The organism is Nocardia sp. NPDC060220 (assembly GCF_042727815.1).
In the GTDB taxonomy this organism is placed as follows: domain Bacteria; phylum Actinomycetota; class Actinomycetes; order Mycobacteriales; family Mycobacteriaceae; genus Nocardia.
This window is the reverse complement of sequence record NZ_JBHWZY010000204.1, coordinates 1-9,253: the sequence shown is the minus strand read 5'-3', so window position 1 is coordinate 9,253 and position 9,253 is coordinate 1. Positions and strand designations below refer to the sequence as shown.

The window sequence follows — 9,253 nt, the reverse complement described above, 5'->3', positions numbered from 1 at the left end:
GTATTCCCCACCCTGGTACTTGATCTCGGTGCCGCCGTACTTGCTGTAGATGACGACGTCGCCTTCCTTGACGTCGACCGGGATGCGGTCACCCTTATCGGTGACGCGGCCCGCTCCGACGGCAATGACGGTGCCCTCCTGCGGCTTCTCCTTGGCCGTGTCCGGGATGACCAGGCCGGAGGCCGTCGTCGTCTCGGCCTCGTTGGCCTGGACGAGGATCTTGTCCTCGAGCGGCTTGATGTTCACGCTCGCCACGTTGAGCCCTCCACTTTCAGGGGAAATTCGGTTGTCCGGAACTGGTGTCCCGGACCGGGTTTCGGTCAGCTCGCGACCCTGCGCACAGCCCCGTCGTCGCGGGTGCCGGAGCCGAAGCCCAGAAGTCGACTTGGCACTAGTACAGCTACGCAATGCCCATCTAGTACGTGCCGACTAGCACTCTATACGCGAGAGTGCCAGCACTCAAGGTCGGGTTCTGCCGATGTCGCATTTTCGACACGCCCACACTGGCCAGTGATCTTCACATCGCCTGCCACAATCTGTAACGTTCGCATAACAGGCTGTGACATAGCACAGGAAGGCGCCATCCGCTCGGAGAGCACCATCGGCTTGAAGGGAGGTGAACATGCGAACATCCCTCGGCATCTCGGCCGGGAACGAGGTGGTGTGCTCGGCATTGGTCGCGACGGGGCCCGCGGGCGAGCAGACTTTCGACTACCGGGTCGTTTCCGCAGATGAGGCACATTCCGACCTCGGCGATCTCGTGTCGTCCTCGATCGAATTGATGACCACCCAGCTGCCGGTGTCACAGGTGGCGATGGCAGGCGAACCGCTCGGGCGCTACTCCGGCGGCCACCGTCGCGCCGACTCGGCGCGATCACGTCCACCGACCAGCGTCGCCGTCGCCTACCGCAACAAAGAACAGGCACAAGCCATTCGGGCCGCCACCACGCGCCACCGTGATCTGCGGCTCGTCACCGAGGGCGCCGCCGCCCTCGCCTATCTGCGCCACACCGGACTGCTCGACCGCTACCCCACCGTCGCCGTGATCGACCTGGGCGCGACCGGACTCACCGTCACCGTGGCCGATTACACCGACAACGTGGTGCTGCACACCGAACGCACGCCGACGCTGAGCGGCAACGCGATCGACGAGCTGATCTACCACCACCTGGTCGACCTGCACTACGCCCGACGCGGCACCCGGCCCAACCGCACCACACTGACCAACCGCGGCCGCGCGGCCAAGGAACACCTGTCGCTGGCACCCGTCGTCACCATCGATCATGTAGCGGGACAGGGATTGGAGCTCACCCGTCCCGATTTCGAGGAGCTCATCGACGGCCTCCTGCGCAATATCGCGCTGTTCTCGTCGTCGGTGTTCACCCGCGCGCCGAAGTACCCCGACGCCGTCGCCGTGATCGGCGGTTGCGCCAATATCCCGTGTGTCATCGACATTCTCGAATCCCGCCTCGACGTCCCCGTGCTCACCGTGCCCGACCCGGAGGCCGTCATCGCCAAGGGCGCGGCGCTGGTCGCCGACGCCGCGGCACCGTCCGGACTGCCGGGCGGTGGGCACGCCGACGCACCGAGTGGCACCTTCGCCAAGGTCGTCGGCACCCTCGTCGGCGCGGTCGTGGTGGTCGGCTTGGTGATCGGCTACGGCGTGCAAGCAGTGTCGCCCGACGCCCCCGATGTGACTCCCGCCGGCACGAGCAGCACCGTGCGTCAATCCCCGTTACCGCCGGTGCTCTCCCCGGCACCCACCCCCGCCAATCGCGAGAGCACCGAACGCACCGGAGCCACCGTGGCACCGCCCGCGACCGAAGCACCGAATGCCACCACCGGGGCGCCGAGCACGAGCGCCGCCACGCCCTCCGCGCCCACCTCGACAACGGCCCCGACCCTGCGCCCCGATCCGAACCTCCCGCAGATTCCCTACCCCGAGTCTCCGCTCGGCCCCCTGGACAGCGGCTCCTCCGGTGGCGGCAGACAGCGTCCCTCCACCCCCAACACCTCGCCGACGCAGGCCCCCGCCAACAGCACCCTCCCGATTCCGTCGGCCACCACGACCGACGAAATCCCGCTACCGCCAGCCGATTAACGCGCGCACCGCGCCGGGTGGACCGGTGGCGGGTTCTTCAGGGTGCCGTGCGACCAGGCAGGACGGGCGCTAGCCGCGCAGGGCGCTCACCGAGACCGGCAGCCCGGGATCGGTGGCGACAGTCAGTTCCGCAGGCTGCGCGCCCGCCGCGATCACATGCGCGCCCAGCGCGGCGATCATCACACCGTTGTCCGTGCACAGCCGCGGCTTGGGCACCCGAAGCGTCAAACCCGCCGCAGCACACCGCTCTTCGGCCAGTGATCGAATCCGCGAGTTCGCGGTGGCGCCGCCGCCGAGAACGATCGTGTCGACGCCGACGTCGGTCGCCGCCCGGACAGCCTTCATCGTCAGCACATCCGCCACCGCCTCCTGAAAGGACGCGGCGATATCGGGAATCGGCAGCTGGTCGGGCGTGATGCCCTGACGCTGCGCGGCCTCGACATAGCGGGCCACCGCGGTCTTGAGACCGGAGAAGGAGAAGTCGTAGCGCGCGTCACGGGGCCCGGTCATCCCGCGAGGAAAGGCGATCGCCCGCGCGTCACCGGAGCCGGCGGCAGCGTCGAGGGCGGGCCCACCGGGATAGCCGAGACCGAGCAGCCGCGCGACCTTGTCGAACGCCTCCCCGGCGGCATCGTCGACGGTGCTGCCGAGTTCGGTAATCGGCTCACCCAGATCCGTGACCTGCAACAGGTGCGTATGCCCACCGGACACGAGCAGCGCCACCGCGGGCGGCATCGGCCCGTGCTCGAGCGTATCGACCGCCACGTGCCCACCGAGGTGGTTGAGCGCGTAGAACGGCACATCCCACGCCGCCGCATAGGCTTTGGCCGCGGCCACCCCCACCAGCAGCGCACCGGCCAGCCCCGGCCCGATGGTGACGGCGAGCGCGTCCGGCTTGCTGATCCCCGCGGTAGCCAGCGCACGACGCATCGCGGGCACGATCGCCTCGAGATGTGCACGCGAGGCGATCTCGGGCACCACGCCGCCGAAGCGGGCGTGCTGATCGACGCTCGAGGCCACCTCATCGGCGAGCAGCTCGACGGAGCCATCGGAATGACGGCGCACGATGCCGACTCCCGTTTCGTCGCACGAGCTTTCGATCCCCATGACGATCACGACAACACCTCGTCCTGCCGGCCGCGCGCGGCCCATTCATCGGCCGCGGCGGTGAGTTCCGGACGGCGCATGGTGTACGCGTCGGCTCCGCTGGGGTGGTAGTAGTTCTTGCGCAGCCCGATGATGTGAAACCCGTGCTTGGCGTACATCGCGATGGCGGGCGCGTTGTCCGTGCGCACCTCGAGGAACACCGGCCCGCCGCGTTCGGCCGCCGTCGCCAGCAGCGCTTCGAGCAGCAGCGTGCCGATGCCGCCCCGGTGACAATCCGGGTCGACGCCGATCGTGTGCACCTCGGCCTCGGGATGGGCGTCGTCACCGAGCAGCGCGATGCCCGCGTAGCCGACCATCACGCCGTCGGCGGTGCGCGCGGTGATGTAGCGGTTGTGCCCGCCGGCCAGCTCGGACCGGAACGACACCGCCTGCCACGGGTCGTCCTCGGGAAACAGTAGGTGCTCGAGTTCGACGCAGCGGTCGATGTCGGGCAGCGTCATGGGAGCGATCAGGTACTCGGTCACGGCACTCACGCCCCGGTCCGGTCGAGGGTTCGGAAGCTGTTCTCCACCGCATCGGGCCTACGCAGATACAACGGCACCAGCGCTTGCGGTGTCTGTCCCGCCAGCAACGCCGGCGCCGCGACGGTGACCAGCCCGGCAGGCGAGGGCGTCTCGCTGGGCAGCACCGGCAGATCGAAGAAGTCCACGTGCGCGGCCGACCCGGCGATCGCCGCGGCGTCACCCACCGGCACGTCGACAGCCTTGTTCACCTCGGGACCGGCGACCCGCGCCCCGTTCAGATACTTGGCCCAGTACACCTCGCGCCTGCGCGCGTCGGTGACCACCAACAGCTCGCCGGGATCTCGCTTCTCACCGATGGTGTCGGCGGCGATGGCGTCGAGACTGCACACCCCGTGCACGGGTAACCCGAGCGCGTCACCGAAGGCGGCCGCGGTGGCCATTCCCACGCGTAGCCCGGTGAACGGTCCGGGTCCGAGCCCGACGACGACCGCGTCGAGCTCGTCGCGGCGCACCCCCGCCGCGGCTAGACACTCCAGGATCTGCGGGGTGAGGACCTCGGCGTGCGCGCGGGCGTCGACCTTCACGCGGGCAGCGAGCGTCGCCACGGCGGGGCGGGTGCCGGGTTCACCGGCAGGTGACAGGTGCACCAATCCCGCTGTAACGGCGGGTGTCGCGGTGTCGACTGCTAGTACGAGCATGATTGTCTCAACAATACCGGGTGGTATCGGCGCTCGGCGCGCACCGGTGCGCGCATGATCGCGCGTTATTCGATCCATTCCCAGATCGCCGTGCGCACATCGGATTCCGGCTCCCGGGCGAGTTGCACTCGCAGGTGCCGGTCAGCGAGGTGTTCGACGACCCCCTTGCCCCATTCCACGACGACGACCGCGTGGTGCAGGTCGGTGTCGAGGTCGAGCGAGTCCAGTTCGTCGAGATCGCCCGCGAGGCGGTAGGCGTCGACATGCACCATCGCCACCCCGGGCGTGCCGTCCGGCCGCACTCCGGCCTTGTGCGCCCGCGCGATGATGAACGTCGGCGAACTGACCCGGCCCGCGACACCGAGTCCGGCGGCGATTCCTCTGGTCAACGCGGTTTTACCGGCGCCGAGCGGGCCGTCGAGCACGACCAGGTCACCCGGGCGCAGGGTGGCCGCCAGTTCGCGGCCGAATGCTTCGGTGTCCTCGACAGTGTCGAGAACGCGCTGGTGTGGGTCAGCCACCGACGGCCTCCTCGCCGCGGCTGCCGATGATTCCCGCCCGCGCGAGCAGCCGGTCGAGTGCGGCCAGGCTCACCTCGGGGAACTGCAGGTGCGGCATGTGCGCCGCCTCACGCACCCGGACCAGTTCGCTGCCCGGTAGTTCCGCCGCCAGTTCGCGGGAATTGCGGAACGGGATCACCACGTCGTGCGCACCACCCAGAATCAAAACCGGCAGCTCGCCCAGGACTGGCAATGCGGCTGACTCGTCGTGCAACTCAATCGCTTTCAGAAACTTTTCGATGGTGCCGACGGGCGTGCGGTCGATCATCATCGTGGTGAATCGCGACAGCGTCGGACTCACGGGGCCGTGGAACGAGCTCACGTGCAGGATCGGCGTCACCACGTGCTTGCTCGCGCTGCGGCTGAACTGCACCAGTGTCGGCGCGGTCCGCACCGCCAGCCGGAAGCCGTCGACCGCGGGATGCCGAACCAGTTGCGAGATCCCGGTCGCGGTCACCTCCGCGGCGGCGGTGCTCAGCAGCCCGACCGCGCGCACCCGCGTGGCGAACAGTTCAGGGAACTGCGCGGCCGCCGCGAGCACGGCCATTCCGCCGAGCGAATGCCCGACCAGCACCACCGGTCCTGTCGGCGCGCACTCACGGATCACCGTGGCGAGGTCGCGGCCGAGCTGGGCGACCGTGCAGCTCTCGGTACTCGGTGTGCCGGAGCGTCCGTGTCCGCGCAGATCGAAGAACACCATCCGCACCCGCGACCCCCACTGCTGCGCGAGATCGCGGCGCTGGAAGTGGAAGGACTCCATGCTGTTGCAGAAGCCGTGCACGAAAACGATCGTGACCTCGGCGGAGTCGTCGCCGAAAGTGCGGGTGGCCAGCGACACACCATCGTCGGCGAGCACCATGCCCGGTTCGTCCTCGTCGATCAGGGCGAAGTTCTCGTCGCGGTATTCGTCGCGTTCGGCGGGCCACATCACCCGCGCGCCGATCTGGCGCAACGTATGGGCGATGGCGAGGCCCGCGAGCAGGCCCGCGGTCGCCAGGCCACCGCGGCGGATCACCGTGCGCCGGGTCATCGGCCGGTACCCACGTAGCGGCGGACCACCCGGCCGCGCGGCGCGCAGACGACCTCGTAATCGATCGTGTCCAGCGCCCGCGCCCAGTCGAGCGCGTGTGGCTGTCCCGCGCCGCCGCCGAACAGCACCGCGCGGTCGCCCTCCCGCACGCCGCCCGCGTTGTCGCCGAGGTCGACCATGAACTGGTCCATGCACACCCGCCCGACATTACGGTGCCGGGCCCCGCCCAACCACACCTCGAAACGTCCACTGAGCGAACGGAATACGCCGTCGGCATATCCCGCGGGCACCAGCGCGATCGTGGTGTCGCGCGGTGCGATCCACCGGTGCCCGTACGACACGCCTTCCCCTGCCGCCACCTGTTTCACCAACGCGACCTCCGCTTGGAATGTCATCGCGGGCTTCAGACCGAATTGTCCGAGCTCCGGAATGGGCGAAAGCCCGTACACCGAAATACCCGGCCGGACCATGTCGAACCGCAGATCTGGTCTGGTCAAGGTGGCCGCCGAATTCGACAGATGAACGAGTTCGGGTTCGAGACCGTGCTCTTTGGCCAGCGCGATCGCCTCGACGAACCGATCCCGCTGCCGATCCACCATCGGATGCCCTGGCTCATCGGCGTGCGCCAGATGGGAGAAGATCGCCCGCAACCGCACCACCTGCGCGTCGACGAGCCCCCGCACAGCCCGCAGGACCTGCGGATACTCGGTCACCGACACCCCGTTGCGGTTGAGCCCCGTATCCACCTTCAACGTCACCGTCGCGGTCTGCCCCGCCGCCACCGCGGCCCGCTCCACCGCCCGCAACTGCGCCAGCGACGACACCCCGATCTCGAGATCGCCCGCCACAGCACCCGCGTAATCAGCGTCGACAGTATTGAGCCAGCACAGCACAGGAGCCGTGATCCCCGCCGCCCGCAAGGCCAGCCCCTCGCCCACGGTGGTCACGCCCAGCTCCCGAGCACCCGCCCCCAACGCGGCCCGAGCCACCTCCACCGCCCCATGGTTGTACCCGTCAGCCTTGACCACCACCATCACAGCAGCCCCGTGCGCGTACTCCCGCAACACCCGCACATTGTGAGCAATGGCATCCAAGTCGACGACCGTCTCCACTTGCGCATTCACACCCCCGATCGTGCCAGGACCCGCCGAATCCGCCATACCTGGGCTCCGTCCCGGGACTACCGACCCTCGCCCCCACCGACCTCCCGCACCACCCGCACGGCCCCCCGAACATGCCCCAGCAACGGCGTAGCGGAAATAGGAGCCCCCGCCGCCCGACCCTCATGAGCAGCCAGATTCGCCGCCAACGCATGCACCCGAGCCCCCGCAGCCGCAGCCCACCCCGCCGCACACCCCGCGGCGAGCAACGCCCCGATAATCCCCGACAGCACATCCCCCGACCCCGGCGTAGCCGCCCAATCCCCACCTGCGTCATTGACCAGCGTCGGCTGCCCCGGCGAAGCGACAACCGTCGCCCGGCCCTTGAGCAGAACCGTCACACCCCACTCATCAGCCAGCCTTCGCACCGCCCCCACCCGATCCGCCCCCACCGCACCACCGGTCAGCCGAGCGAATTCCCCCGCATGCGGCGTCAGCACCGTCACCCCGGATCGCCCCCGAACCAGCCCCGGTTCCTCGGCAAGAATCGTCAACCCGTCCGCGTCCACCAACACCGGCAGATCAGTACCCAGCACCTCGGCCAACCGATCCCGGGCCCCCGGATCAGTGCCACCCCCCGGCCCGAACACCCAGGCCTGCACCCTCCCGGTCTCCGAAATCGACGAACTGGCGACAACTTCGGGAAACTTCCCCAATACCTCGGTATCGGACCCCACATACCGAACCATCCCCGAGGTCGCCACCACCGCGGCGCCCGTGCACAACACCCCCGCCCCCGGATACTTCGCACTGCCCGCGCAAACCCCCGTCACTCCCTGACTGTATTTGTCGTCAGCAGGCCCCGGCACCGGCCACCCGGCCCCCACCGCTCCTGGATCGAGCTGTACCAGCCCAGCCTCTGGAAGACGTAACCCGATCGGCACCAACACAATTCGCCCACACTGGGGCACAGCCAACGCATGTACCGGCTTGTACGCACCGAATGCCACCGTCACATCCGCCGTCACCGCGGGCCCATCCAGTGCCCCCGTATCCGGATCGACCCCACTGGGCAGATCTGCCGAGACAATCGGAACATCCAAGGCAGCAACTATTTCCGCCGCCCCGGGCCGCAAAGGCCCCCGTCCGGAAATCCCCACGATCCCATCGATCACCAGATCGACACCATCGAGCCGATCGACCACCCGGCCCCCAGCTGCCCGCAACGCAGCAAGCCCTTCCCGATGCGCCCGTTCAGGATTCAGCAGAACAGCCGACACCCGGACGCCCCGACGCCGTAGGAAGGCCCCCGCCCACAACGCATCCCCGCCGTTGTCCCCCGACCCCACCAGCAGTCCGACGGTTCGCCCGACCACGCCCCCGGTCAGCGACCGCAATTCGTCGACAACCACCCCGGCCAGTCCGAAGGCGGCCCGCCGCATCGGCATTCCCACGGGCACCCGCGTGAACAGCTCGGCTTCCGCCGCCCGCACCTCGTCGACGGTGTAGTAGCCACGTCGATCCGACATAGTCGCCTCCCAGCCGCCCGAAAACGGGCCGCCGACCGGCCCGGGGTCGCTCGCAGACTACGCTCCACACCCATGTCGATGGTTCGTCACCGCGCCGCATCCGCCCGGTTTGCCGCCGGATTAGTCGTGGCCGCCGCCCTGTTGTCCGCCGGCTGTTCCGGCGACTCGGGAAACGCCGCCACCACCACAACCCGCAAACCCCGCCCGGTCACCACCACGACCACCCAACAGCACGCGCCGACCAACCTCACGGTCGAGGTCGGCAACATGAAATACGCCCCCGCCGACGCGACCATCAAGGTCGGCGAGACGGTGACCTGGAAGTTCTCCGACAAGGTCCCGCACAACGTGCAGGGCATCGGCGACAAGGCGATGGGCCTCAACAGCCCCATCTTCGACAAGGGCGAATGGTCCTACACCTTCACCCAGCCCGGCACCTACCGCTACATGTGCACCCTGCACCCCGACATGCGCGGATCCATCACTGTGTCTTAGGAGCGCTGGCGCGCTCGAGTTCGCGGCCCCGCCGGTCCCGGGGGGGGGGGGGGCCGGGGGGGGGGGGGGGGGGGGGCCGCACCCCCCCCGCGGCGCAGCGCGGGGGGTA

Annotated in this window: 10 protein-coding genes; 2 read left to right on the top strand and 8 right to left on the bottom strand. The window is 69.0% G+C overall.

Going from position 1 to position 9,253, the window contains the following annotated elements; translation table 11 throughout:
• Positions 1–255 (bottom strand): co-chaperone GroES (gene groES, locus ACFWF3_RS13280; protein WP_379313879.1); only part of this gene is annotated, 255 nt, incomplete at its 3' end.
• Positions 256–622: 367 nt separating this feature from the next.
• On the opposite strand from groES, the gene ACFWF3_RS13275 reads away from it, so the two are divergent.
• On the top strand, positions 623–2,101 hold the full coding sequence (locus tag ACFWF3_RS13275) for an Hsp70 family protein (RefSeq protein ID WP_379313878.1): 1,479 nt from the start codon (positions 623–625) through the stop codon (positions 2,099–2,101).
• A gap of 69 nt (positions 2,102–2,170) precedes the next feature.
• On the opposite strand, the gene tsaD is transcribed toward ACFWF3_RS13275, so the two are convergent.
• From tsaD to ACFWF3_RS13240, 7 genes are all read right to left on the bottom strand, one after another.
• Positions 2,171–3,217 (bottom strand): tRNA (adenosine(37)-N6)-threonylcarbamoyltransferase complex transferase subunit TsaD, encoded by a 1,047-nt coding sequence (gene tsaD / locus ACFWF3_RS13270; protein WP_378635322.1) that lies wholly within the window; start codon positions 3,215–3,217, stop codon positions 2,171–2,173.
• A complete protein-coding gene (rimI, locus tag ACFWF3_RS13265; RefSeq protein WP_378996954.1) occupies positions 3,214–3,708 on the bottom strand; it encodes a ribosomal protein S18-alanine N-acetyltransferase in 495 nt (164 codons plus the stop codon). The genes tsaD and rimI overlap by 4 nt, the downstream gene beginning before the upstream one ends.
• 29 nt (positions 3,709–3,737) lie before the next feature.
• Entirely contained in the window at positions 3,738–4,430 is a 693-nt protein-coding gene (tsaB, locus tag ACFWF3_RS13260; RefSeq protein WP_379313877.1) for a tRNA (adenosine(37)-N6)-threonylcarbamoyltransferase complex dimerization subunit type 1 TsaB, read from the bottom strand.
• Positions 4,431–4,495: 65 nt separating this feature from the next.
• Positions 4,496–4,951, bottom strand: a complete 456-nt coding sequence (gene tsaE / locus ACFWF3_RS13255) for a tRNA (adenosine(37)-N6)-threonylcarbamoyltransferase complex ATPase subunit type 1 TsaE (RefSeq protein ID WP_056818220.1) — start codon at positions 4,949–4,951, stop codon at positions 4,496–4,498.
• The gene (locus ACFWF3_RS13250) at positions 4,944–6,020 is read right to left on the bottom strand and encodes an alpha/beta fold hydrolase (RefSeq protein ID WP_379313876.1); all 1,077 of its coding nucleotides are present in this window, start codon (positions 6,018–6,020) and stop codon (positions 4,944–4,946) included. The genes tsaE and ACFWF3_RS13250 overlap by 8 nt, the downstream gene beginning before the upstream one ends.
• Positions 6,017–7,180, bottom strand: a complete 1,164-nt coding sequence (gene alr, locus ACFWF3_RS13245; protein ID WP_378996956.1) for an alanine racemase — start codon at positions 7,178–7,180, stop codon at positions 6,017–6,019. Before alr ends, ACFWF3_RS13250 begins: the two co-directional genes overlap by 4 nt.
• 20 nt (positions 7,181–7,200) lie before the next feature.
• Positions 7,201–8,649, bottom strand: a complete 1,449-nt coding sequence (locus ACFWF3_RS13240) for a bifunctional ADP-dependent NAD(P)H-hydrate dehydratase/NAD(P)H-hydrate epimerase (RefSeq protein WP_379313875.1) — start codon at positions 8,647–8,649, stop codon at positions 7,201–7,203.
• A gap of 72 nt (positions 8,650–8,721) precedes the next feature.
• Between ACFWF3_RS13240 and ACFWF3_RS13235 the strand changes: the two genes are divergently transcribed.
• Positions 8,722–9,144, top strand: coding sequence for a plastocyanin/azurin family copper-binding protein (locus ACFWF3_RS13235; protein ID WP_378996949.1), 423 nt, complete (start codon positions 8,722–8,724; stop codon positions 9,142–9,144).
• The last annotated feature ends 109 nt before the right edge of the window (positions 9,145–9,253 follow it).

Coding starts and splice junctions, on each gene's coding strand:
- ACFWF3_RS13240 (WP_379313875.1), bottom strand. CDS start 8,649: ATGTCGGATCGACGTGGCTACTACACCGTCGACGAGGTGCGGGCGGCG.
- ACFWF3_RS13235 (WP_378996949.1), top strand. CDS start 8,722: ATGTCGATGGTTCGTCACCGCGCCGCATCCGCCCGGTTTGCCGCCGGA.
- rimI (WP_378996954.1), bottom strand. CDS start 3,708: ATGACGCTGCCCGACATCGACCGCTGCGTCGAACTCGAGCACCTACTG.
- ACFWF3_RS13250 (WP_379313876.1), bottom strand. CDS start 6,020: ATGACCCGGCGCACGGTGATCCGCCGCGGTGGCCTGGCGACCGCGGGC.
- alr (WP_378996956.1), bottom strand. CDS start 7,180: ATGGCGGATTCGGCGGGTCCTGGCACGATCGGGGGTGTGAATGCGCAA.
- tsaB (WP_379313877.1), bottom strand. CDS start 4,430: ATGCTCGTACTAGCAGTCGACACCGCGACACCCGCCGTTACAGCGGGA.
- ACFWF3_RS13275 (WP_379313878.1), top strand. CDS start 623: ATGCGAACATCCCTCGGCATCTCGGCCGGGAACGAGGTGGTGTGCTCG.